22 protein-coding genes are annotated in these 24256 nt (G+C 66.7%); all 22 read left to right on the forward strand.

The genetic code is table 11. The annotated features are described in order from the left end of the window. Positions 1-858: a T4 family baseplate hub assembly chaperone gene (locus tag ACFPIH_RS03165; RefSeq protein ID WP_381167936.1), complete on the forward strand. Its 858-nt coding sequence runs from the start codon at positions 1-3 to the stop codon at positions 856-858. Positions 859-1000: 142 nt separating this feature from the next. Then, positions 1001-3967, forward strand: coding sequence for a C40 family peptidase (locus ACFPIH_RS03170; protein ID WP_381167938.1), 2967 nt, complete (start codon positions 1001-1003; stop codon positions 3965-3967). Beyond that, positions 3967-4674 carry a hypothetical protein gene (locus ACFPIH_RS03175; RefSeq protein WP_366501301.1) on the forward strand — a complete coding sequence of 236 codons (708 nt, stop codon included), beginning with the start codon at positions 3967-3969 and terminating at the stop codon, positions 4672-4674. The genes ACFPIH_RS03170 and ACFPIH_RS03175 overlap by 1 nt, the downstream gene beginning before the upstream one ends. Positions 4675-4684: 10 nt before the next feature. Beyond that, entirely contained in the window at positions 4685-4969 is a 285-nt protein-coding gene (locus tag ACFPIH_RS03180) for a hypothetical protein (RefSeq protein WP_381167940.1), read from the forward strand. After that, positions 4956-6152, forward strand: a complete 1197-nt coding sequence (locus tag ACFPIH_RS03185) for a contractile injection system protein, VgrG/Pvc8 family (RefSeq protein WP_381167942.1) — start codon at positions 4956-4958, stop codon at positions 6150-6152. Before ACFPIH_RS03180 ends, ACFPIH_RS03185 begins: the two co-directional genes overlap by 14 nt. Beyond that, complete coding sequence (locus ACFPIH_RS03190) at positions 6152-7126, forward strand: phage baseplate assembly protein V (protein WP_381167944.1); 975 nt, start codon at positions 6152-6154, stop codon at positions 7124-7126. Before ACFPIH_RS03185 ends, ACFPIH_RS03190 begins: the two co-directional genes overlap by 1 nt. Positions 7127-7136: 10 nt before the next feature. After that, a complete protein-coding gene (locus ACFPIH_RS03195; protein WP_381167946.1) occupies positions 7137-8231 on the forward strand; it encodes a poly-gamma-glutamate hydrolase family protein in 1095 nt (364 codons plus the stop codon). 99 nt (positions 8232-8330) lie between these two features. Continuing rightward, positions 8331-9854, forward strand: a complete 1524-nt coding sequence (locus ACFPIH_RS03200) for a baseplate J/gp47 family protein (RefSeq protein WP_361942054.1) — start codon at positions 8331-8333, stop codon at positions 9852-9854. Between the two features lie 29 nt (positions 9855-9883). After that, the gene (locus tag ACFPIH_RS03205) at positions 9884-10642 is read left to right on the forward strand and encodes a hypothetical protein (RefSeq protein ID WP_366501295.1); all 759 of its coding nucleotides are present in this window, start codon (positions 9884-9886) and stop codon (positions 10640-10642) included. A gap of 9 nt (positions 10643-10651) precedes the next feature. Further along, positions 10652-13573 carry a hypothetical protein gene (locus ACFPIH_RS03210; protein WP_381167948.1) on the forward strand — a complete coding sequence of 974 codons (2922 nt, stop codon included), beginning with the start codon at positions 10652-10654 and terminating at the stop codon, positions 13571-13573. Further along, positions 13570-15648: a hypothetical protein gene (locus ACFPIH_RS03215; protein WP_381167950.1), complete on the forward strand. Its 2079-nt coding sequence runs from the start codon at positions 13570-13572 to the stop codon at positions 15646-15648. Before ACFPIH_RS03210 ends, ACFPIH_RS03215 begins: the two co-directional genes overlap by 4 nt. Positions 15649-15661: 13 nt before the next feature. Beyond that, positions 15662-15970: a hypothetical protein gene (locus ACFPIH_RS03220; protein WP_361942042.1), complete on the forward strand. Its 309-nt coding sequence runs from the start codon at positions 15662-15664 to the stop codon at positions 15968-15970. A 145-nt stretch (positions 15971-16115) separates the two neighbouring features. Beyond that, positions 16116-16994, forward strand: a complete 879-nt coding sequence (locus ACFPIH_RS03225) for a hypothetical protein (RefSeq protein ID WP_381167952.1) — start codon at positions 16116-16118, stop codon at positions 16992-16994. Positions 16995-17092: 98 nt separating this feature from the next. Next, positions 17093-17536, forward strand: coding sequence for a hypothetical protein (locus ACFPIH_RS03230; RefSeq protein ID WP_361942036.1), 444 nt, complete (start codon positions 17093-17095; stop codon positions 17534-17536). A 172-nt stretch (positions 17537-17708) separates the two neighbouring features. Beyond that, positions 17709-18242 (forward strand): hypothetical protein, encoded by a 534-nt coding sequence (locus ACFPIH_RS03235; RefSeq protein WP_361942033.1) that lies wholly within the window; start codon positions 17709-17711, stop codon positions 18240-18242. Further along, complete coding sequence (locus ACFPIH_RS03240; protein ID WP_361942031.1) at positions 18242-18904, forward strand: ATP-binding protein; 663 nt, start codon at positions 18242-18244, stop codon at positions 18902-18904. Before ACFPIH_RS03235 ends, ACFPIH_RS03240 begins: the two co-directional genes overlap by 1 nt. Next, on the forward strand, positions 18901-19353 hold the full coding sequence (locus ACFPIH_RS03245; protein WP_381167954.1) for a hypothetical protein: 453 nt from the start codon (positions 18901-18903) through the stop codon (positions 19351-19353). Before ACFPIH_RS03240 ends, ACFPIH_RS03245 begins: the two co-directional genes overlap by 4 nt. Beyond that, positions 19354-20187, forward strand: a complete 834-nt coding sequence (locus tag ACFPIH_RS03250; RefSeq protein ID WP_361942025.1) for a phage antirepressor — start codon at positions 19354-19356, stop codon at positions 20185-20187. Beyond that, positions 20187-20462 carry a hypothetical protein gene (locus tag ACFPIH_RS03255; protein ID WP_381167956.1) on the forward strand — a complete coding sequence of 92 codons (276 nt, stop codon included), beginning with the start codon at positions 20187-20189 and terminating at the stop codon, positions 20460-20462. Before ACFPIH_RS03250 ends, ACFPIH_RS03255 begins: the two co-directional genes overlap by 1 nt. After that, the gene (locus tag ACFPIH_RS03260) at positions 20459-21697 is read left to right on the forward strand and encodes a DnaB-like helicase C-terminal domain-containing protein (protein ID WP_366501290.1); all 1239 of its coding nucleotides are present in this window, start codon (positions 20459-20461) and stop codon (positions 21695-21697) included. The genes ACFPIH_RS03255 and ACFPIH_RS03260 overlap by 4 nt, the downstream gene beginning before the upstream one ends. Beyond that, positions 21675-22649 (forward strand): CHC2 zinc finger domain-containing protein, encoded by a 975-nt coding sequence (locus ACFPIH_RS03265; RefSeq protein ID WP_381167958.1) that lies wholly within the window; start codon positions 21675-21677, stop codon positions 22647-22649. Before ACFPIH_RS03260 ends, ACFPIH_RS03265 begins: the two co-directional genes overlap by 23 nt. Continuing rightward, complete coding sequence (locus tag ACFPIH_RS03270; protein WP_381167960.1) at positions 22649-24235, forward strand: DEAD/DEAH box helicase; 1587 nt, start codon at positions 22649-22651, stop codon at positions 24233-24235. The genes ACFPIH_RS03265 and ACFPIH_RS03270 overlap by 1 nt, the downstream gene beginning before the upstream one ends. Positions 24236-24256 lie beyond the last annotated feature (21 nt).

Consider the following 24256-nt stretch of genomic DNA (forward strand, 5'->3'; position numbering starts at 1 on the left):
ATGCCCGAATCCGTTGTGCTCCCCGACTTCGACTCCTTCGGCGCCCAGGCCATCAAGGGCCTGGAGGACCCGGAGGCAGCCACCGCGGCGACCCAGGCACTCCTCAAGGAGGACCGGAACTCCGGTGAACCCGTCATCAGTGCACCCGACGAGAACCACGTCACTCTCGAACGGGGAGTCTGCCGCGAGGGAACCTGGTACCGCGAAGCAGAGGTCAAGGAACTCACCGGGGCCGACGAAGAAGCCATAGCCGCCGCGGGCAGCAACTCGTACAAGGTCTTCGAAACCCTGCTGCTGCGCGGTGTCAGGACTGTCGGCAACGAGCCCATGAGCCGCAAACTCGCCGCCGAACTCCTTATTGGTGACCGCGAGTTGCTCGTCATGTCCGTACGGCGTGCGACGTTCGGTGAAGCCATCGAATTCACGGAACTTCCCTGCCCGTACTGCAAGGAACTCACCGACCTCACCGTTCCGCTTGGCGCCATCCCGTTCACGCATCTCGCCGACCCGGAGCAGACGGAATTCGAAGTTCCCCTCCGTCACAGGGCAGTGGCATTCGTCCGGCTACCGACGGGCGAGGACCAGGCCGCTGTCTTCGCCATCAAGGACGGCAATGGCGCCAAGCAGGACTCGGAAATCCTCAACCGCTGTGTCCTGCGTGTCCGGCAGGGCGACGGAACGGTAATCAAGCGCCCGCCCGCCACCCATCTGTGGATGGGTGACCGGAAGGCCATCCTGAAATTCCTCACGGACACCCAGCCGGGGCCCCGGTACAACGCTTTCGCCTTCACGCACGAGACGTGCGGGGAGGAGGTAGAGCTGCCGATCGACCTGGCCATGCTGTTTCGCGGAGTGTGACTACCGCCGTGCTTTCAGCGAAATCGAAGTCCTTTCCCAAGTCCACCCGAACTGGGGTCTGTCCGAGCTGAAGAGCCTCGCCATCCGTGAACGGCGCCACTGGATTCGCCGCGCCGCCTGGGAAATTGAAAGGAGGGCGTAAGTGGCCACACCACCCCCGCCGCCCAGTCCGCCCCCCAACCCCGCGGGCGGCCGGCTTTTCGGCGCGAACAATCTCGGCAGCCAAATCGACGCCCTCACCCGGGCGTTCACGACCTTCACCAACAGGTTCGCCAGTCAGGCCGGCCTCGGCACGATGGGCATGGGGGCCTACGGCCCCATGGGCGGGCAGACACGCCAGGATCACCAGCTCGGGAATCTCCAGCAGCAGTACCTCCAGGCCAACCAGGCGCACATCGTCGCCCGCCAGCGGATGCAGGACGACGTCCAGCAGCAGCAGATCCGCTGGGCGCAGTACCGGCGCACCCAGATGGGCATCATCAACAACCCGCGCTCGACGCTCGCCCAGGAGAACGAAGCCCGTCAGCGTCTGCGGGAGGGCTCGCAGCTCTACCGGGCGCGCACCGACAGCATCGACCGGGAGTGGGACCTCCGGGAGAACAACTTCTCCGGGTCGATGGCGCGCATGAACGCGGACATGCAGCGCCTGCGCCAGCAGTCGGCGACACAGACCACGATGAACCGCATCGCGTTCGCCGGCCAGGTGACCGGGGCCGTGGTCGGGGCCGCGCGGTCGTACTACAGCGGCGGCTTCGAAGAGCAGCTCGGGCAGTACGAGCGCCGGATGAACCTGGCGGCTCCCGACTGGAACGGGAGCGCTGGCACGCGGGCGCGGTCCATGGGGCGCAATCTGAAGTCCGCGGGCGCGGTCATGTGGGCCACCTCCAACGAGGATCTCTACGGCGGCGCGACCGACATCACGCTCCAGAGCGCGTCATCCCAGGTCCAACGGCAGCTCAGCCGCGCCTCGTCCGCCGCGTACATCACCCCCGGGCTCGGGATGCAGGGTGGCGCCCAGCTCCAGAACGAACTCGGCACGGGCCAGGCGTTTTACGCGGCTCAAATGTTCGGCCTCGCCCCGACGCGGCTCGCGAACGGTCGGCAGAACTCCTCCGCGGCGATAGCCCTGAGTCTGGCGCAGCGGGTGAACGGCGGGGACTTCAGCAGCCTCTCCTCGAAGCAGCTCCACGACCAGCTCATGCAGGGCGGCTCGCTCTCGATGTCCCTGGCGAACTACGGCCGGGCGGCGGGGCTTTCGGGCCAGTCCCTGGAAGCCATGCGCAACCAGACCGAACTCCTCCGGAATCTCGTGAACCCGGAGAAGCAGGGGCTGAAGGGGCTCTCCTCGGAAAAGGCTCTCCAGCTCATCGAGGACGCGGGCAAGCGCGGTGACGCGGGCGACAAGGCACGAGAGAAGATCAAGGACTACGCCCCGAGCGTCGGCGGCAGCTACCAGGATTCGCAGCGCTACCTCCAGGGCCTCACGCGTGAGGGCCATCTGCCCGCGAGCGCGTCCTTCCTCGACGCGGCCCGCGCGAGTGCCGACACCCTCGCGGACATCAAGACCCTCCTCCAGAAGGCACTCGGCCCGTTCGCCGACTGGTTCGGCGGCCTCACCGGCGCCTACAAGGCCGGCGGGCCCGTCGGAGGCACCGTCTCGCGCCTCAAGGACGCCGGAAAGGGCGCGAAGTCCGGAGCCCAGGCGGGCTGGAACTCCGGCCCGAACTTCTTCTTCGGCGACTGGGGAGAAGGAACGGACCAGGACTCGTACGCGAAGAAGGCGTGGCGAGGGATATCGGGCTTCTTCGGCGGTGACTCCGGTACCCCGGAATCCAAGCAGGGCGGGTCCGGGTCCAAGCAGTCAGACAAGGCCGGTGTGACCGGCGGGGGCATCGCCAGCGCTCTCAGCTTTGCCCGCGCGCAGGTAGGCGACCGCTACGTCCTGGGCGCCGAGGGACCGAACGCCTGGGACTGCTCCAGCCTCGTGCAGGCCGCCTACAAGAAGGCCGGCGTGAGCCTGCCCCGCGTCACCTACGACCAGATCAAAAAGGGCGTCGAAGTCCCGATCGACGATGTGCGGCCCGGGGACCTCGTGTTCTACAAGGACCTTTCGCACGTGGGCCTTTACGCCGGAAACGGCCGGGTCATCGAGGCCGCCAATCCCGGTAAGGGCGTGGTCGAGGGCCCGATGTACTCCAAATTCACGCGGGCCCGTCGCGTCATGTCCGGCGGGATGGCGGCCACGGCGACTCTCTCCGGCGATCAGACCGACCCCACGGCAAGCCAGAGCGGCAGCGGGGGCGGGCTCAGCGTCTCCGGAGCGTACGGGTCGGTCGAGGAGGTCGACGCCCTGGCCGCCGCGCTCTCCGGCGGCGGCGTAGGCAGTGCCCAGAGCGTCAGCCGTACCCCCAGCGCGTCCCAGAACGAGGAGGCCGACGCCGGCACCAGTTCCGGTGGCAACGCGGGGCAGGACGCCCCCCATAACGTCCAGGCGAACGTGAAGCTGGGCAAGAAAATGGCCGCCGAATACGGGTGGACGGGCGGCCAGTGGGATTCCCTGTACAAGCTGTGGATGGGTGAGTCCGGCTGGCGTCACTGGGCCGACAACCCGAACTCCGACGCCTACGGAATTCCGCAGGCCATGTCGAATATCCACAAGGAGACCGCCACCTCGGCGTGGCGCAACTCGCCGTCCAAGCAGATCGCTTGGGGTCTGAAGTACATCAAGGGCCGGTACGGCACGCCCAGCAAGGCGTGGTCTTTCTGGAACTCCAAGAATCCCCACTGGTACAAGGACGGCGCCTGGGAGGTTCCCGGCCAGCGCGGTGAGGGCGTGGACGCCAAACTCCACGGCGGGGAAATGGTGTTGGAGGCCAACGCCGCGCACACCGTCCGCCAGGCCCTGCTCAACCAGGGCCTCAACCCCAGCCCCGGCCAGGGCTCGAACTCTGCCGGGGGCACGGGCGCGGTGACTCTCTCCTTCGGCGCCGGCTCCGTCGTGGTGCAGATGCCGTCCGCCACTGCCGAGGGAGCCAAGTCCGCCGCGACGTCCTTCGTGAGCTACGTGGCCGCCGACGACCGGATCAAGTCCCTGATGGGAGGCTGGTAATGGCGGACAAGAAGTCCGAAGGGGCTGTCCCCGGCAAGGGAATCTACGACAACACCTTCGATTCCCGCATCCAGAACATCCCTACGTATCTGCCCGGTGAGCAGAACGACTTGGGCATCATGCGCGGCTACATGGTGACCGCGTTTCCCAAGAGCAGCACGAAGACCAACCGGTTCTACATGCTGAATTTTCTCTACAACCCGTCCACAGTCAGCGTGAACCACAGCACCGACGCGGCAAATCAAGTCATGCCCCCATACACACGCTCCGACCTGGACACCGGGGTTCCTCTGGTCGCGGCGGGCGGCACGCTTTCCTTCGCGCTGCTCTTCGATCGCACCTATGAGATGTCCGACCCGACGAAGTTCAACACGATCGAGGGTACGTACGGCGTGATGGCCGATATCCACGTCCTGTACAACCTCGTCGGAATCAATACGTCGCAAGAGGCTCAGGCCACAGACGGCGAGGACGCGGCCACCTCGGGAAATGTCCTCGGCATCATGCAGATGAGTCCGGTGTGGTGCCGCTTCGGACAGGCTCGTCACGCCTTCAAGGACAAGCTGCCGAGCCTTTCCCGCATGGAGTACTTCGGCTACATCAACAACATCGGGATTACCTACACGCATTTCTCGCGGCGTATGACGCCAGTGCGGTGCGCCGTCGATATCAGCATGACGCTCATGTCGTCGTACGGGTGGGTGTGAGGAGAGAGCAGTGGCCATTTCCCGGACCTCGCGTTACCAGCGCAACGAGACTGCGCTCGTGCCCGACCGCAACGGTCAGCTCCAGCTCACGGTCATGCAGCGCCTGCCCGTCGACCAGTCCCTGCGCGTGTCCGATTACCGGTGGCGCGCGGCCGAACGGGTCGATGCGGTCGCGGCGCAGTACTACGGCAGCGAGACGTCCTGGTGGATGTACGCCGAGGCCAACCCGCGGGTCCTCGACTGGACGCAGCCGCCCGCCGGCCTTCAGATCATGGTGCCCCGTGGCGTGGCGTAACACCTACCGCCCGCACCTGACGGCAACAGAGCCGGCCCTGGAGCGCGGGGCCTGGGTGTCGAGCTTCGACCTGTACCAGGCCGAGAACGCGCACCAGGTGGCGGAGCTGACGGTGATGCACACCTACAACCCGGCCATGCCCTCACAGCAGTGGCGCACGCCGGCCGGGTCCGTGTGGGGAGAGAACACCCCTGTCCATCTGCGGTTCGGCTGGTGGTCCGACGACTCGGCCGACTGGTACGGCTACGTCGCCTCCTCCCGTGTCCTGGCGAGCGAGACGGACCCCCGCTTCGGGCACGCTGTGCAGATTCCGGTGGTCTACACCCTCACCGGTACATCCATGCTGACGCAGACTCGGCGCAACCGGACCTGGCGCGACACCAGCGCGAGCGCTATCGCCCGGACAGTGGCCACCGAGTACAACCTCCAGCCCCGTGTGGACGGCTCGGCCGTCATCTTCGCCCAGCAGATGCAGTCGATGAGCGACTGGCAGTTCCTGTGCGACGTGGCAGACCAGATCGGCTACCGGGTCTACGTGGACGGCACCGTGATGTGGTTCGTCGACCGCGAGACGGTCATGCCCGCCTCCGACCGGAGCGTGCCGCTGTTCCGCATGACCAAGGCCCCGGGAGTCATCGATACCCTGCGCGAGTTCTCCGCAGTTCTCGGCGACACCGATCCCGCGGGCGGCGTACGCGCCCGGTACCAGGCAGTGGCCTACAACCGGACCTCCAGCGTCCTCACGCCCGCCTCCTACTCCCAGACCCGGACCACGCTGCACGGCAAGCAGGTGGCCGCCGTCCTGGACCGGCAGTACGCCGACCGGCCGGCCGCGTCGTATAACCAGGCGAGCCGCCTGCTGGCTGCGGAGTCGGACTGGCTCTGGGTCGAGGCACGCGCCGTCACCAACGGCGACCCACGCCTGCGTCCCGGCTCCGTGGTCGACGTCCAGGGCGACGCGGTCGGGGAGACCAACCTCGGCCTGTGGATGGTCCGCTCCGCCGTGCACAAGATCAACGTGAACCTGCTCTACCCGCAGAAGACGACGTACACCTCCACGCTCGTGCTGGGCCGCAACGACGCCCGGAAGCTGGACCTGAAGGTGCAGCAGCCCCCTGTCAACCCCGCCCCCACCGTGCTCGTCAACGGGCGCTGGCGGGCCGCGTACACCGGAGGGCTGTGATGACCCCCCTGTACGGCACCTACAGCGGTCTCGTGGTCACGGCGCAGGACCCGCAGAACCGCGGCCGGGTGCGCCTGCGCATCCCTCAGATCATGGGTACCGCCGTGAGCGGCTGGGCGGAGCCGGCCAGCATCGGCACAGCGCTCCCCGGCGATCAGGTCTACGTCGCCTTCGACGGCGGGGACCGCAGCCACCCCATCTACTGGCCGCGTCTTCGGACAGCGGTACCCGGCCTTTGGACACCGCTGGCTCTGGAGCCGGGGTGGACCGCCTCCTCCGCCGGGTCGCCGGTGTACCGCGTCACGCAGGACGGCATGGTCGAGCTGTCCGGGTCCGTGGAGACCTCAACCGCGATCGGCCTCGGCGTGACCGTGAAATTCGCCAGCCTGCCCCAAGGAGCGTGGCCCATCGAGGCGCACCGCGCGACCACCGCCACGGTCTACCGCAGCGCCTACAACTCCAAGACCGTCCTGGGTGAGTACCGGGCCACGACCACCACGACCAGCCTCACCTACGTCACCGACCCCAACGGCCCCAGCTTCACCTTCGTCGCCCCGGCCTCCGGGCAGGTGATCATCACGTGGGGTGCACTCATGCAGAACTCCACGGCCGCCAGCCGCTGCCTGATGAGCTGCCGCGTCTCTCTCGGCGGCACCACCATCGCGGTCGAGGAGGACAACCGCTCCGCCGAGACACAGTCCACCAACAACGCCAGCACCTCCAACGCCCGCAGCGTCACCGGCCTCACTCCCGGCACCACGTACACCGTCACCGCGTACTACCGCACCACCGACGCCAGCACGACCGCCACGTTCGACAACAAGTGGATGGTGGTGATCCCGGTCGGGCAGCACGACACCCCGGCCGCCCGGATCACGCTGACGACGAGCGGCGATGTCCAGGCACTGTTCCCCGCCGGAGCCGCGTCCCCCTACGACATGTCCCTGACCGGAGTCCGCGCCCGAATTATCTGAGGAGAAGGCAGTGGCCTACCCGAATTTCCGCTACCTGGCTGCCGACAAGATCCTCGGCATCGACTACGACATCAAGAACCGCTACGGCAACGGCACGTACCTGCTGCACGCAGCCATTCATGGTGGCGGCATCGACCCGCCCACCTCGCAGCTCGCGGCATACGCGGCCGGGGACTCCGGCGCCTGGTACTCCTTCGAAGCGCTGAACGACCTCACAGCCGAGAGCCTCGCCCTGCCGGCGACCGCGTTCGACGAGCCCTTCTGTGTCGTGAACACGGGCAACTCCAGCCGGACCGTGGTCTGGCACGGCACGGCCGACCAGCAGGAAGCGGAGAAGGTCACCTACATCAGCGGGGCCGACACCGTCCTGGCCTCGCTGATCGTGCAGGAACTCAACGCCGCGGGCTTCGAGACCGACCGCGCCCCGGTGAGCTTCGCGGGCGACGACCCCCAGAACATCTGCAACCGCAACAGGCCGAGGGCCGGTGTCCAGCTCGACCTCTCCCTGACCCTGCGCAAGTCGTTCTACGCCAGCGGGGACCTGTCGGCCACGGCCATCGCCCTGCCAGAGAACCGCTTGCCGGACTTCTTCGCCTACGGCGACGCCATCCGTCGGGCGTGCGCCCTGGTCCCGCTCGACAGCGACACCGACGACGTCCCGCCGGTCATCACCCAGCCCCGCACCCCCGACGACCAGGCCGTCTCCATTGCCATGAGGACCCCGTTCGCCATCGACCACTCCGGCGGCGTCTCGGCCACCACCGACGAGCGCGAGCAGCTCCTGGACCGAGTGCACGCCCTGGTGGGCACGCTGCCGGGCGAGAGGGTGATGCGCAGCACGTACGGCGTACCGACGAGCGCTGCCCTGTTCGCGGTCAACGCCGAGGTGGCCAACGACCAGCTCCAGCGCGCGGTCATCGACGCCGTCGCCCAGTTCGAGCCGTCCGCCGTCGTCTCCGCCATCGTGGCCGACGTGAACGAGGCCCTGGGCGCCGTCAACGTCAACGTCCAGGTGAGCCGAGCGGACGTCCCCGGGGCCGAGCGCGACAACACCCGCACAGTCGGCGTCCTGGTCGGCGGGACGGTGATTTCCACGCCGGAGTAATTAACGGGCGTCCTGCCCGGCTCCGTAGAATCCCCGTATTAGGCCAGCACTCATTTCTCATTCGGTTCCGCTGGAGGTACCGGAAGGGAAGTGTATGCCGTGGCAGTGGACAGCGGGGCCGTAACGCAGATCGACTACACCTCGCGTGATTTCACCGGCTACCGGGACTCACTGCTCCAGTACGCGACGCAGATCCTTCCGGAATGGACATCGCGGTCGCCTGCTGATTTCGGCGTGGTGATGGTCGAGCTTTTCTCGTATATGGGCGACATCGTTTCCTTCTACCAGGATCGAATCGCCGACGAGTCGTTCCTGGCCACCGCGACCCAGCGCTCCAGCGTGGTCGCCATCGCCCAGCAGCTCGGCTACCAGCCGCACCCCGCGATCCCGGCCACCGGCCAGGTCGCGTTCTCCCCGGCGCCCGGCCTGGTCTCTCCCATGACGCTGGACATCGGCACGCAGGTGATCACCGAGTACATCCCGAGCCTGGACCGCCCCGTCACCTACGAACTGGCCGCCCCCGTCACGGTGCCGGCCTACACCACCCCCGTGCCCCAGATCGTCGGCCTGGTCGTCGAGGGCGTCACCCAGGGCGACCGCAGTCTGGTGCTGTACCCCTCGACATCGGGGGACCCGGGCTCGACCGTCCGCGTCGAGGACATCGGCACCAGCGACGGCACCAAGAGCCAGGTCTTCGCTCTCGCCCAGACGCCGGTTCTGCTCGACACAGTGAGGATCTTCCTCGACGACGGCGTGGGCGGCACGGAGTGGACCCGCGTACGGGACTTCCTCCTCGTCCGCGACAGCGACCTCGTCTTCACCGCCGAGACCGACGACCAGGGCGTCACCCGCGTGACCTTCGGCGACGGGACCAACGGTGCGCTGCCGGCCACCGGTATCAAGCTCGCCGCCGCGTACCGCACAGGAGGCGGCTCCTACGGCAACATCCCCCAGGGCTCCATCGTCGACCTGGCCGACGCCCTGCCCGGCGTGGTCGTCGCCGGCTCGGCGCCCATGGCTGGCGGAGCGGACGTGGAGCCAACCGACCAGATCCGCGAGAACGCACCGCGCCTCTTCCGCACCCAGGGCCGCGCGGTCTCCTCCCAGGACTACGCCGACCTTGCCCTGGCGGTCGCCGGTGTCGCCGACGCCCGCGCCGTGGTCCGCTCGGCGAGCGCCGTGACGATCTACGTCATCGGCCCGAACAACATCTTGCCTTCCGAGGGTCAGCGCGACGCGGTCGCGCAGTACGTGCAGGAGCGGGCCCTGTCCGGCGTCGTCGTCAACGTCGTCAACGGCTCCTTGATCCCGGTGAACATCGGCTCCACCACGCTCCCGGTGCTGCTGTCCGTGCTGCCGCGCTACCGCCGCGACACCGTGAAGCTCGCCGTGCAGCAGGCGATTCAGGAAGTCTTCACGCCGCCCGAGACGACGTTCTCCTCCCGCATTTCCATCTCCCACCTGTACCGGGCCATTCAGGACGTCGCCGGCGTGGACTGGGTCGTCATTCAGCTCATGGCCCGCTCCGATCTCCCGCAAAGCGGTACCGCTGACGTCATCTGCCGAGAGAACGAGATTCCCATCATCGGGAACATGGTCATTACCGCCAGCGGCGGAGTATAGGAGCGAACGCTATGCCTGCCGTATACCCCATGTCGGTCAAGTCGTGGACTCCGAAAGTCGACCAGGTCGACACGATCTGGGCCGCGCATGTAAACGATATCCAGAACGAGTTGGCTGCCATTGAGAAGACCGTCGGCACCAACCCGCATATCTGGGGAGGCTGGTCACCCAGCGGAACGACCTGGCCGCCGAAGGCTGGCGCCATGACGCTGAAGACGCCGGCGCCCGTCTCCAACTTCGGCCAGAGCAAGACCTTCGCAAGCGTCACCGATCGACTCAAGGCCCTCCAGCAGCAGGCAACTTGGCTAACGCTGATGACCCAGCTCCTGGTCGGGCAGTCCGGCACCAAGCCGAGCAAGCCCGCCGCTGCTGTCATCCGCGCACCGGGCATGAAAGTCCCGGCCGGCGAAGGGAAATGGGTGCCCTTCAAATGGGGTGCAGCCGACTTCGACCCGAACAAGATGTACCAGGGCGGATCGAACGTAGTCGCACCCATGACGGGATTCTGGGACGTCAGCATTCAGGTGTGGGCCGACTCCACCGTCCGCCGCCCCAACGACCTGCACTTCGTGCACGTCCGGCTCATGCGCGGGAACGACGAGATCGCCGGCCAGGACTCACTCATCGAGACCCAGACATGGATCAGGCACCGAATCAACCTGTCGTGGCAGGGCCGATGGAACGCCGGAATTCCCATGCAGGTGCAAGTCAGCCAGCACGGGGCCTCCGACAACACCGTGGACGCCAACGCCACGATCAGCGTCTCCTTCGTCCGCGACCTGACGTGAGGTAACGCCATGGGTGTCTACCAGCTCGACATTTACGCCAAGACCCTCTACGGCGCACCTCTTTTCGTCGCGTTCAACTCCAACGTCACTGTGGAGCAGCGCAGTTACGGAGCCCTGGAGGTGACGTGGGACACGCCGATTCAGGCTGCCGCCTCGCAGATTCTCGCAGGGGTGAAGGCTTGGACGAAGCTCCGCCTGGTGCGTAACAGCTATGGAATCCCGGAGACCGAGGACGACGGCTGGAACATTCTGGAGACACCGGCCGGCACGGAGACCAACACGTTCCTCGACGACACGGTGGTACCCGGACAGGTCTACTACTACGGCATTTTCGTTTCGACGGCCCCGGACACCTGGGACTCGACGGTCACCTACTACCCGGGCGACCTGGTCACCTACAACTCCAGCGTCTACATCGCCATTCAGGCCGGACCCAGCGGCGCCCCCGATCTGAATCCGACCTACTGGAGCCTCTCCTCCATCAGCGAGCAGTGGATGCGCTGCGGCGGCGGAGTCGGACTCGCGGTCAGGGACTTCGGAAACAGCCTCCTCCTGTACGACAACATCCCGCGCCCGTACAAGGTCGAGACAGTCGAATCAACAGCATCGAGCATTCCCGTCAACGAACAACTCGCCCGCTTCTGCATGCTGTTCGGGTACTTCTTCGATGTCATGAAGTGCGAGAACGACCAGCTCTTGCGCCTCAACAACGTCCTGCGATGCACTGACCGGCAAATCACCCTACTGGCACAGCAGATGGGAATTGCCGACCGCCTGCCCACGCTTCCGGAGCTTCGCCGAACCTACGTCCGCGATGCTGCCCTGATTCAGCGCGACCGAGGCAGTGTCTCCTCAACAGCCGCTCTGGTGAAGGCGATTACCGGGTGGGACTCGGACGTGTCGATCGGCTACAACGAACTGCACGACCTCGACGAATCCGCCTTCACCAGCCCCACGTATCCGACCTGGCAGCGCGACACCGTCTACTCGACCACGGCCGGCTCCCAGCTCTACTCCGACATCGTCCAGTACAACGGCGAGCTGTACGCCGCGGTCGGCACTCCCCGGCGCGAGTCCGCGTACCTGTCCTATGTCGCCGGAACGAATCCGACCCGGACCGGCACCGGGACGATCGTGCGTGACCCCGACCGTGTGGCCGACCCGTACCCCGGCTACATCCACCTCGACAACGCGGCCGTCGGCGACATCCTGACGTTCACCTTCAGCGCGGCGAGCGGCGGGGCAGGGTTCTACAACGTGCTCCTGGTGGCGGTAGCCGACCCCGGCGGCGGCATCATCACCGCCAAGGTCAACGGGGTCGCCGCCACCATGCCGGCGCTCGACCTCTACAGCCCCTCCCGGCAGCTCATCCCGATTCAGCTCGTCGGAAACTTCAACCTGACCGCGACCGGCAACACCCTGGCCCTCACGGTGACGGGGAAGAACGCCCTCTCGACGGGCTACGGCATCACCGCGTGCTACTGGATGATCCAGGGCGGCGGCATCAACATCAACGTGCGGCCGACCGGCGACGCTCTGTCCGCCACGTACTGGCAGGCCCTGACGCCCAATACGCTCCAGGACACTCTCACCGAGCAGAACATGCTCACGGGCGGCTACGGGAGCTGGAACCTCTCCTTGCCCAGCGGGACCATCAACCCGGACGTCTCCTCCGGCGTGAGCCCCGACTGGTGGATCTCACCCCAGGGAGCCCGCTCAGGTACCAGCAGTCCAGGTACGGGCAACTCCCTGAACTACACCGCCAAGACGACCGCGGGCACCCGTGAAGTGTTCCTGTCCGGGCTCGTCCGGGCCTCCACCTGGGACTCGACGAACACCTACTTCCCGGGCCAGGCGGTCATCTGGAATCCACTGGGATGGGGCAAGGCTCCGGTGTACGTGGCCCGTGCGCAGTCCGTCGGCCGGCAGCCGGACCTCAGCCCGGAGAAGTGGACGTTCACGCCCTACACCGCGAACACGTCCCCTGAGCCCAGCCGCATCGTGTCCGACTCCGTCTATACGCCGAAGGTGATTTCGTGGTCGGCCACGAAGGCGTACCAGAAGGGGGACCGCATTGCCTGGCGCGGCCACCTCTACGAAGCCGCGCTCCCTTCCCTGGGGATTTTCCCGTCGGGCTACAACACGGACAACCAGTGGTGGCGCTGGTGCGGGCTGAACTCGCAGCGCTACACGTACACGCTCTACCACAACCGCACGGCCACGGCGACGGGCGAAGACGTCCGTCTGTTCATCAACTTCTACAACTCCTACGGCACTTTCGGTGGCACTGGCTTCCTGGGATCTGATGCCCAACTGCTGTACGACCGCTTTGAGTTGCAGAACTACGCCTACCCGCAGTCCACCGGCAGCGCACCCGCGGGCTACGTGAAGCCTGCCGCTGGCCAGATGGGTGTCCCGATTCCCTGGAACGTCTCGTACGGCACCTGGGAGAACGCGCGGGGCGTCGTCCGGCCCACCGCCTGGAATGCCGGCGCCGGAACGAACGAGAAGAAGGCAGGCCGTGTCCTGTGGTTCAACCGGGTGTGGGTCTATGACCCGGTTCCCGCCGGGCACCAGGGCGAGCAGGCGTACGTCACCTTCATGTCCGCCCCGGACAACAGCGCCGGAACGATGGAGCACGGCGTCGTCTTCCGTTACAGCTCAACGGCGTACTGGCTCGCCTCCCGGGACCGGCTCACCTACACCACCGTCACCCTGTCCGGCTCGACGGTAACGGCCGTCACGGTAGAGCAAGTTGCCACCTGGACACCGGTGCAGTCCGGTGAGCGGTTCCGCGTCCGCAACCGTGCCGCAGACATTCTCGTGGAGTCCCGAATTCCCGGCCAGAGCTGGCGCACCCTCGCGACCGTCAACGACACACGCAACAACACCTCCTACGGCTGGGGGCTGCTGGAAAGGGTGCGCTCATGACCGTCCCCATCCCCGTCGAATTCGCCGGGACGAGCGTCGGAAACGGCGTATTCGACCCAGCCCTCCGGCTCATCACCCAGATATCGCTCGCCGGCACCAGCGTGGGCAACGGCTCATGCGTCCTGACCCAGTCCGACGTCCCGGGTGCCTTCGCCGATATCGCCGTGGTGCCCTACGGCCCCTCCGTCTACCCGGACCCCGCCTTCACTCACGTCACCTCCGGCGTGTATCGGCCCGGGGGAACCGGCGACACCGTCGGACAGTGGAAGCGTCTCTCCCTGTCCCTCACCGTTCCCAACTCCGAGTACGTACCCGGTCCCATGGGCCGCATCTACGGCATCTTCGACCAGGCCCGTCTCGGCGTCACCTCGTCGAACATGGCGGTGAACGAGACGCAGCAACTGGCCTACGTTCAGTTCGAGAAGACCCCGCCGGGCAGCGATCTGGACACCAACCAGTTCGGCTCCAACCTCTTCACGCTGGAGCAGGCGTCCTACGAGGGCCGAATGCTGTACGAGCCCGTCGGCGGGGCTGGCGAGACCAGCTACATGACGTTCAGCCGGACGACCGAGCGAGCCTCCTGCGGCGCCTTCTCCGGGAAATTCGTCTACCAGTCGCCTCCGCCGACGAACTCCTACACCGCCGTGCAGAACTTCGGGACCTACCCGAACCTCCTCGCCCGACGGCAGACGTACGCCGACGTGAAATACAGGGCCTTCACCACCGACGACGCGCTGCCGGGCACGACTCCGAGCACTGACGTCGGCGGCACTCCGGTGGCGGCGCCAGCCACGCTCACGCTGCGCCCGCTCCAGGCAGCCTTCGTCCGGGTCGAGCCCGGCGTGACCTACCAGGCCCAGATCTCCGCCGCCGCGGAAGTGGCCGGCCAGCAGTTCCAGTGCGCCATCCTGCGCTACGACGCCAGCTTCAACCTCATCGGCACCTACGCCGCCGGCTCCGCCGTGACCACGGCCGGGGGGTTCAAGTGGCAGCAGGCCAGCGCCCAGCTCCTCATGGAGGACACGGCGGTGTGGGCCGCCGTCGTCCCGCGCGTCACCAGCGGTGGCGCAAGCCGGTTCGTCTTCTTCACCGACGAGCACCGCATCTGGATTCCGTCCACCTTGGCGACGAAGAAGAACAGCGCCAGCCCGGCCCGCTCCTGGCAGCCGCCGCGCCAGCTCGTGCTCAAGCTCCGCGCGACCCGCCTGAACTTGGTGAAGAACCCGTCGTTCCAGAACAGCGTGTGGGGATGGAACCAGGTCAAGGACCCCAGCCTGACCGCCGCGCTCACCCTGGTCTCCGGCGGCGGCATCGTGGGAAACGCCGCGTCCTTCAGCATCACCACAGCGCCCACCGCCACGTTGATCAACGGCCTGTCCCCGCGCACCGGCGTGACGACCGTGACCGGCCAGAGCGCTCTCATCACCCGCCTGAAGCCCTCCACGGTCTACACCGCGTCGCTGTACGTGAAGCCGGTCGCCTCCTCCGTGCCCATCACCATCTGGGCCCACAACGGCGATCAGCTCGTACGCGGCACGAGCAGCCCGATTTTCGACCCCACCGGGAACACGACCTGGTACCGGCTCGCGGTCACCTTCAAGACCAGCCCCACCTTCGGCGGCGACGGCGCGATCAGCCTCGGGTACGCAGCCGACGACGTCGCCTCGGTGTACAGCGCGATCCAGCCCGGCACGAACGACGCCGTGTGGGCGCAGGTCGACCAGGCCCCGGTCGCCGAGCCGAACTGGTCGCAGAGCATCCCGTACACCGCGAGCGCGCGAGTGCAATACAACGGGCTGCTGTGGGAGTCGGTCGTAGCGAATGGCCCGTACGCGAACATCGGACCGATCACTTTCTACTACGACCACTTCCTGCTCGAAGAAGCAGACAAGGTCGCCCCGTATTTCGACGGCAATAATCCGAGCGGCGACTACATGTGGGAGGGCACCCCCGGAGACTCCCGCTCCCACTATTACCGAGGAAAAAGAGTCAATCAGTACCGTCTCGATCAGATCATCCAGCGCCAACTCGGCGTGGGCGCCTCGTACCGGATTGTGTACGCGAGCGCCCCCTGATGCAGGGGCCCTCATGACATATCTGATCGTGCTCGCACTGGCCACCTTCTTCGCCTGGGAATGCGTCCTGCTCCCCCTGGTCCGCCCGGTGTGTGACCTGCTGCGTCTGCCTGAGATCGCCGCCGGATACCTGAAGTCCCTGACCGCCCTGGGCGCCGCACTGGCTCTCGACCATTGGGTGGACAGGGACTTCCTTCTGCCTATCGCGGCAGCTTCACTCGCCGGAACTCTCACCATGCTCCGCCGTTCGAGTGAGACACAAAACATTTCGGCGATCGTCCGCGGCAGGGCCAGACGAGGTATGCCAATGCCGGGTCCTTAGAGGTCAGCGGGGGTGTCTCACTCTCCCGGGCTTATTTGCGCCGCCAGAGTGGATTCGACAGAAACGGTCACGACACCCCTATTTTCCGGCAGGCAGGGAAGGCAACATCGCTCCCGCCAAGCACATCAACCCATGTGAGGAAAATATGGCTACTGGGAAGCGCCCGGTAACACTCGGAATCTTCGGGGGCGGCGACGTATCCCCGGAACTGGTCTGCGACTCCCTCAACGATCAGTTCGCCTTCGGGCCGGAAGACGGCGAGGGGTACTTCGCCCCCTCGGAGGAGTACGACCTGGCGGTGTTCCTGCCGGCCGGAGGCTCCGTCACCTCCGAGGGTGTCCACCGCGTGTGGGAGTGGGCCATCCGCTGCGAGCTGCCCTACAAGGTCATCTGGGACGAGACAGGCAACGGCCACACGGTCGACGTGCTGGGCAACGTCGAGTCCGCCGAGGACGACATCACGATCGTCGACAACATCGGCACCGCTCTCATCGAGCAGCTCAGCAAGGGCGAGAACCCCATGCTGCTCGTGATCAGCGAGAACGAGACGTTCGACGACGCCACTGCCGAGGTCGCCGCCGCCGCGCTACGCGCCGAGATCCCGGTGCACGACCTCTCCCGCGCGCTGCTGGAAATCACCTGGCGTCATCTGCCGGACCACACGCCGCCGGAGACGCCGGCCGTCGAGACCGAGGCCGACGGACAGATGGCGCTCGCGGTCGTCTCCGACGCCCCCGACGTGACGCTCAGCGCCCAGGAGGCCGCCACCGTCACCGCGGCCTTCACCCGGGCCGAGGAACTGCTGCACACGATCGGCACCGGCCTGCTGGACCGGATCGCCGAGACGCGGGAGTCCCTGATCCACGGCCGCTCCCTTCTCGCCCCCAAGCCGGAGAAGTCCGTCGAGGACGGCCACCCGAAGAAGACCCGGGTGGAGATCTTCGACGAGAAGAAGAACGAGTGGGTCCCCGCAGGGCGGGGCCGTCCCCAGAAGGGCGTCCAGAAGCGCCGCGTTCCGGCATGACACACAGAAAGGCCCCGGCGGACCTTGACCGGATTCCGCCGGGGCCTGGCTCCTGATGGCCGCCACGCCATATCAACTGCATTCTCCGGGAGAATAGCATGAGTGATCACATTCTCGAAGACTCGGAAAACGGCAGCGAATTGCCGATTTCCGTGGAGGACATCCTCTGCCGGGTTCCCGCCCGTGCGCGGCTGGCCTACACGTTCCTGGTGACCAACGCCAAGTCCCGCTACGACGCGGACACCGGCTGGTCCTGCGCCTACATCACCCAGCAGGCTCTTGCTGACGAAATGTACGTCTGCCTGCGCACTGCCACCCGCGCCATCCGGGACCTGCGAACTCACGGGCTGGTACGGGTTCTTGCGTGGCCTGGCGCCCACACCGAAACCCAGGTCCGTATCGCCTCGGTCGACATCTCCTCGCCTTTCGGCCCGATCCAGGCCGCGCTCGCGCGTGCTCCGAAGCCGCAACTCGTCGACAAGGCCATTGCACAACTCGTCGCCCAGAACCGCGAATTGGAGGCTCTCGCGGCGGGCGTGTGACGGAGTAACTCCGGTGACGCAGCAACTGACGCATCGAGCGCGCGTATACGTGCTCAAGCGCAAGCCCTAGCTCAAGCAAATAGCTAGGCAAATAGAAACCTACGGTTTCTATTAGCTGCCCACGAACATTCGTTCGGGGCAGTTCTGGCCCGCCACACAGCCAGGAGAAGAAATGGCTCGCAAAAGCATTCACGACCCCGACGCCGAACTCGACGCCACGGCCATCGTCCAGAGGATGCTCCGGGGCGACCAGGAGACTCCCGCAGCGCCCCAGACCTCCTGGACTCCACCTGAGCATGGCCAGCGTCGCTCACGGCGCTCCAGGGGCCGCCAGTACGGGCCGGACAGCATCCCGGGCCTGGCCGACTACTTCACCGCCGCCTGCCCGCCCCTGAGCTGGTCCGGCGGCCTGGAGATCGGCAACCGCCAGGCCCTCGTCGCGGTCTTCTCCGAGCTGCGGCGCGAGGCCCGCCTGAGCCCCGACGACTGCCGCGCCCTGGTCGACCTCTACGTCAGCCACCTCGCCGGCCGCAGCCCCAACAAACCGTACGTCTGGGACTTCAAGTGGCGCCGCTACCAACTCCTTCGGGATCTGCGAGGCACCGGCCTCACCGTCACCGACGAGGAGTACCGCACCTGGGAGCAGCCCGCCCAGAACGACCCGGCCGCGGACAACGCCTTCACCTCCTCCTGGGAGAGCGCCTGATGATCACCACGCGCATGGACCCCGAGAAGGCCCGGTGGGTCGGGACCGGAATCCCGCCGCGCTTGAGGGGCCTGACCTTCAACGACGTCGAGGAAATGGGCGGCCAGGCGGAAGCCGTCAAAAAGGCCCGGCACTTCGTCAACGGCTACCGCGCGCAGCAGTCCAAGAACTGGCGCGGCCTGCCGACCAGCCCCAACGTCTACGGGCTGGGCCTGCTGTTCGCCGGCCAGCCCGGGACCGGAAAGACAACCCTGGCCGCCGCGGTCCTGTGCGAGCTGCGCAGGCGGTACGGCCTCACCGTGTACTGCGCCCGCTACAGCGACCACATCGAGCGCGAGCGAAAACTTGTTCGTGCGGATCAAAACGTAGATCCAGAGCAGATCTCCCGCTGGCAGTACGCCGTCGAACGCGTGCAGTGGGCCGACGTGGTCCTGCTCGACGACGTCGGCCACGAGCACAGCACGGACTCGAAGTTCGCCGAGGACACCCTGGAGCGCCTGCTGCGGCAGCGATACGACGAGGGCCGGCCGACACTCATCACCACGAACCTCTCCGGCGACGACTGGGCCGCCCGGTACTCCAAGCCCTTGCGCTCCTTCATGGACCAGTGCACCCGCCGGCAGATCTTCACCGGCGAGTCCTACCGTCGAGGTGACCAGTGATCGGCGGGGACCTCGACGACGCGCCGCTGCCGGCCGAGGTCTACGTGGTCTGGGAAGGACTGCTCGGCGTCCCCACCACCCGGTACAGCGTGAAGCGCTTCCACAGCCGGCTGCGCTGGCACCGGCCGCGGGCGGCCCTGGCCCTCTACGAGACCAACCGGGCAGCCGTCCAGGCCCTGTGGGACCTGTGGGAGGCGGACCAGCGCGTCGCGGTCGTCACCTACCTGCCCGTCGCGGCCGTCGGCGCACTCGCGGAACGCCTGGACCGGGAGCACGTGCCCCACACCCGGCTGGTCGTCTCACAGCCCCGGGACATGAGCCGGCTCATCGCCCTGCTCGACGACGTCGCGCGGATCTTCCACGGCTTCCCGGAACACAACCTGCTGTACGGCCCCAAGGGATTCCTGGTCCCCCCGCAAGCACCCGAACTCATGCGAGAGGTCCTGTAAATGGGCATCGACGCCATCCCCCTCGTTTTTCCCGAGACCAACAAGCGCGTGAGGGTGCTCATGGTCGACGGCGCCCCCTGGTGGGTCGCCCGCGACGTGTGCAACGTCCTCGAAATGGAGCGGCCCGACGCCGCTCTGCGCGGCCTCGACGACGACGAAAAGGGTGCTCAGACTGTGAGCACCCCCGGCGGTGACCAGCGCATGTCGGTCATCAACGAGTCCGGCCTGTACTCGATGGTGCTCCGCAGCCGGAAGGCTGAGGCCAGGGCATTCAAGAAATGGATCACTGGCGAAGTCCTGCCGGAGATCCGGCGCACCGGCGGCTACGGCGCCGACCGGCCGGCGTTCGACACCCCCAAGACCTTCGGCGACGCGCTGCTCCTGGCCGCGCAGCAGTGGGAGGAACTCGAAGCGGCCAAGAAAGAACTCGAAGCCGCCGCGCCGAAGGTCGAAGCCGCCGACACCTATTTCGCGAGCGACAAGTTCCTCCTGGTCCGTGAGGCCGCGAAACTGCTCGGGATCAAGGAAAAGGGCCTGCGTCTCCTGCTCGTGGAGAAGGGGTGGATCTTCCGGCACCGCAACGCCTACCGGGATTCGTACTACGACGTCACCGCGAAAATCGCGGATGCCGGGCTGCTGGCCACTCGCGTCTACACGCGGATGGGCGAGGACGGCGGGGCCAGGACCACGTACACGGTCTACGTCACCCCCAAGGGCATGGAGGCCATCCGCAAGATCCTCCGCGACCTCGCCGATAGAGGAAACGTTCCTTCAATCCGGCACGGGCTCTCCACCCGGACAGCCCGCCCTCTCCCGCAGGGCGGTTCCTCCTGATGACGGACTACCTCCCGCCGGGCGCCTTCCGCCGCGAAACCGTTCAGCTCATCCCGGACAAGGTCGGCAAGACGGCACGCTTCGAGTCCGAGATCGGGGTGCGCGGCTACGACTGCCTCCCGCTCGTGGGCTGGGCCGTGGTCGTCACGTTCCAGGACGACGAACTGCCGCGCATCACCGTCGAGCCCGTTGTGGACGACGACTGCATGGGCCCCGTCGCGCTCGGTGACCTCGAAGAGGAAGTGGGTCCTCTCACGCTGCTGGAGATCGTGTGACCAGCATCGAGGAGGAGGTCATCTCCTACGTCGCCCTGACCGGGGACCTGGACACGGTCGTCGGTCAGGCCGGCGGGATCACCACCGATCACTTCCTGGACCCCGAGACCCGCAAGGTCTTCTCGTCCATCCTCGCCTTCAAGGCGGACTTCGGAGAGCCGCCCACCCCGGAGGTGATCCACCGCGATCACCCCAACTTCCCTTTCAGCGAGGACAGTTCGGGACCGATCGAATACCTGCTGCGGGAACTGCACGAACAGCGCCGCCGCACCATCATCGACCTCGGCATGGGCGCCGTCGGCGAGGCCCTCGACAGGGGCGGCTCAGAGGCCGCCCTGCCTCTGCTGCGGATGATGCTCGCGCAGGCGACCACCGCGGCCGTCGGCTCCCGCGAGGTCGACTACGCGGCCACCGGCGCCCAGCGTCTGGACGTCTACCGCCAGGCCCGCGACAACCCCGGCGAGTTGTTGGGCATCCCCACGGGTTTCAAGTTCCTCGACGCAGCCACCCTCGGCATCCAGCCCCAGCAGATGATCGTCCTCACCGGCCTGGCCAAGTCCTGCAAGACCACGGTCATGCTCGGGATGACGCGGTCGGCGTACGACTACGGCGCCAAGCCGCTCCTCGTCAGCTTCGAGATGCCCTACCAGGAGATCGCCAGGAGGCTGGACGGGTTCCTCGCCAGGGTCAACCCCAAGAAGCTCCAGACCGGCCAGATCTCCGCGAAGGAGTGGCGCCAGCTCGAAGCCGCCCTCACCGATCCCCTCGGCGAGCAGCCGTACATCGTCACCGAGGACCGGGCCGGCGCCATGACCATCGCCGGGCTCCAGACGAAGATCGACCAGCTTTCGCCGAGCGTGATTTTCGTGGACGGCGCGTATTTCCTGTTCGACGAAATCAGCCGCGAATCACAGACGCCGATCGCCCTCACGAATATCTCCCGGGGGCTCAAACGGCTCGCACTGAACAACGACATTCCCGTGGTCGTCACCACGCAGAGCCTCTCGCACAAGGTCGGCGCCAAGGGCCTGACCGTGAACAGCCTCGGCTACACGTCCGCGTGGGGCCAGGACGCGGACCTTGTCGTCGGCATGGAAGCGACGGACGAGGACTTCATTTACCGCATGAAAGTCCTGGCGAGCCGGAATGCCCCGCCCCAGGAGCACCTGATCTCCATCTCCTGGGAGCCCCCGCAGTTCGAGGAGGCCGAAGTTGAAGCCGACCTCCCCTACTGACTTCTGGGACAGCCTGGCAGCCTTCGCCAACCCGGTCCCGCACGACATTCCCAGCGCCCTGAGCGCCCTGGGAATCGACGTACTACGGGAGTTGAGCAAGCCCGACTCAACGGAGTATCTCGCCCGGTGCCCCGCGCACCTGGCCCTCACCGGGAAGCAGGACCGTCGGCCGAGCTTCTCCGTCAACGGTACGACCGGCCTGTTCCACTGCTTCTCCTGCGGGTACGCCGGGCCCTTCATCGAACTCGTGGAGGACGGCCTCGGCTACAACCGCATCGAGGCGTTCCAGTGGATCGCCCGCCATGGTGTGTACCGCACCGTCGAGGACAACGGTCCGGCCCCCGAAGCCGCGGAGACTGCCCGCGTCAACGAGGCATCCCTGGCGTTGTTCGTCCCACCGCCGACCAGGGCGTGCGAGCGGCGCGGTGTCACCCCCGAGGCATGCCGGGACTTCGGCGTCCTGTGGGACCCCGAGACGCGGCGCTGGATTCTCCCCATCCGCGACCCGTTCACCAGGGAACTGTGGGGCTGGCAGGAGAAAGGCAAGCGGTTCTTCCGCAACTACCCCGCGGGCATCCACAAGTCGCTCACGCTCTTCGGCGACCTGACCTGGCGCGGCGAAACCGCTCTGCTCCTGGAATCCCCGCTTGACACCGTCCGGGCTCACGCGCTCGGGATACCCGGCGCCTTCTCCAGCTTCGGCGCGTACGTCTCCGAAGCACAGATGCGGCTCCTGAAAGCCCGCTGCCGAAATCTCATTCTCGGCCTCGACAACGACGTGGCCGGCCGCACATCTCGGGACAAAATCCACGGCCGCTGGAGGCCGCGTGGACTCCCCATGAAATTCCTCGACTACAGCCACACCCCAGCGAAAGACCTCGGGGACATGAGCGACGCCGACGCGCTTTCCGCGTACGAGAACGCCCACCACCCCTGGCGCAGGAGGCGTTGATGTTCACCGGAGAACTGTTCCCGTACCAGTACGAGGCCGTCGACCGCGTCCTGTCCGACCGACGCATCCTCGTCGCGTACTCCATGGGCACCGGCAAGACCGTGCTCACCATCGCAGCCCTCGAAGAACTCTTCGGCCGGGGAGACATCCGCCAGTGCGTGATCATGGTGCCCTCCAGCCTGAAGTGGCAGTGGGCACAGGCCCTGGCGAGATTCACCGACACCCCCACCCGCACCATCACGCTGCGCGGCATGGACCTGGTCGTACCGACCGAGGACGTGTGCGCCGTCATCAACGGCACCCCCAAGCAGCGCCGACGGCAGTGGCAGACCGCGCACCACGCGGACTACGTGATCGTGTCCTACGGCTCCGTCCTGCACGACTGGAAGGAGCTGTGCGCCCTGCCGGCCGACGCGCTCGTGCTCGACGAGGCCAGCGCGATCAAGAACTTCTCGGCCCAGACCACCAAACGTGTCAAGAAACTCCGGCCTCCGATCCGAATTGCTCTGACCGGCACGCCGGTTGAGAACAGGCCCGAGGAAGTCTTCAGCATCATGGAATGGGTCAACACCCAAATCCTGGGCCGCTGGGACCTGTTCGAGAAGTCCTACATCAACCGCAACTTCTTCGGCGGGGTCTCCTCCTACAAGAACCTCGGGCTGCTCCACAAGAACCTGAGCCGCGCGATGATCCGGAAATCCAGGCTGGACCCCGAGGTCGCGAAGTACCTGCCCGCCGTCACCGAGACCACCCGGCACGTGCAGCTCGACAAGACCACGAGGTCCATCTACAAGGCCATCCTCGCCGACCTCCAGGCCGCGATGGACGAGCTGGCCGAGGCCGGCGGCGACTTCGACCTGGCGGCCTACTACGCCGGCATCAAACCGGATGGGGCCTTCGGCGCCCAGGGCAAGCTCATGGCCCGCCTCCAGGCGGCCCGGCTCCTGCTGGACCACCCGCAGCTCCTGATGGACTCCGCGGTGGCGTTCCACGAGGGCACAGGCGGTTCGCAGTACGCCGCCGAGTTCGCCGCGGGCCGCTACGACCTGCCGGACCTCCACGCGGCGCCGAAGCTCGCCGTACTGGACGACCTGGTGGGCACCATGCTCGCCGAGCCCGGCACCAAGGCCGCGATTTTCACCGACTACCGGAAGATGCTGCCCTACCTGTCGGAGCGGCTGGACAAGCACGGCGGGATGGTCCTGTTCCACGGGCAGCTCAACTCCGACGAGAAGGCCGCCGTCCTGGCCCGCTTCAAGACCGACCCGGAATGCCGACTGTTCATCTCCACAAATGCGGGCGGTTACGGGCTCGACCTCCCCGAGGCCCAGTACCTGGTGAACTACGACCTGCCCTACTCGAACGGCGTCCTCTCTCAGCGAAACACCCGGCATGTCCGGGCCTCGTCGAAATTCGACCGCGTCCACGTCACCAATCTCGTGGTCGAGGAGACCATTGAGGAACGCGTGCAGGCCACGCTCGCATTGCGTCAGAAACTGTCTCAGGCCGTGGTCGACGGAACCGGCGCCGGCGCCCTGGACATGGACATCGAGTCGCTCGCCGAGCACATCGAAAATGTTGGCTGAGGCACTCGTTTGGCCGATTGG

Source organism: Streptomyces vulcanius (genome assembly GCF_042653945.1).
Lineage (GTDB): Bacteria > Actinomycetota > Actinomycetes > Streptomycetales > Streptomycetaceae > Streptomyces > Streptomyces mangrovi.